Origin of the sequence: Salipiger sp. HF18, assembly GCF_011806505.1 — a bacterium.
GTDB lineage: Bacteria > Pseudomonadota > Alphaproteobacteria > Rhodobacterales > Rhodobacteraceae > Salipiger > Salipiger thiooxidans.
The window spans coordinates 1-671 of record NZ_JAATOS010000953.1; the positions used below are offsets into that span (position 1 = coordinate 1).

Annotated in this window: 1 protein-coding gene; it reads right to left on the bottom strand. The window is 64.4% G+C overall.

Going from position 1 to position 671, the window contains the following annotated elements; translation table 11 throughout:
• Positions 1–94: 94 nt before the first annotated feature.
• A partial coding sequence (locus tag HC022_RS28215) for a response regulator (protein WP_167454562.1) occupies positions 95–671 on the bottom strand: 577 nt, incomplete at its 5' end.

Genomic DNA, 671 nt, shown 5'->3' on the forward strand with positions numbered 1-671 from the left:
CGCAGAGAACGGTACGACAGACATGAAAAAGCCGCGGTCCTTGCGGGCCGCGGCTTTTCCTTTGGCAGAGACGATCTGGATGAAAACGGGTAGATCAGGCCTTCAGTGTCTCGGTGGACGAGAAGAACATCGCCTGGCTGACCGCCGAGCGGACCTGATCCTCGGAGTAGGGCTTGGAGATCAGGAAGGCCGGTTCCGGACGCTCGCCGGTGAGCAGGCGTTCGGGGAAGGCGGTGATGAAGATGACCGGGCGGTTGCCCAGCGACTTCAGGATATCGTTCACCGCGTCGATGCCCGACGAGTTGTCAGCGAGCTGGATGTCCGCGAGCACGAGATCGGGGGTTTCCTTGCCGGCCAGATCGACTGCGGCGCTGCGGGTACGGGCAACGCCGGTGACCCGGTGCCCGAGATCGGCGACGATGCTCTCGAGGTCCATGGCGATGATCGCCTCGTCCTCGATGATGAGCACGCGACCGGACACCGCATCCGCCATTTCCTGACGGGCGAGGGTCACCAGTTGCTGTGCCTCGGAGCGGTCGATCTGCATGATCTCGGCGACCTCGTCGAGCGAGAACTCCTCGATGGTGTGCAGCAGCAGGGCCTCGCGGCTGTTGGCGGTCAGCTTGGCCAGTCGGTCCTGCGCCTTGGCGAGCGCACCGCTGGTCTCGTCG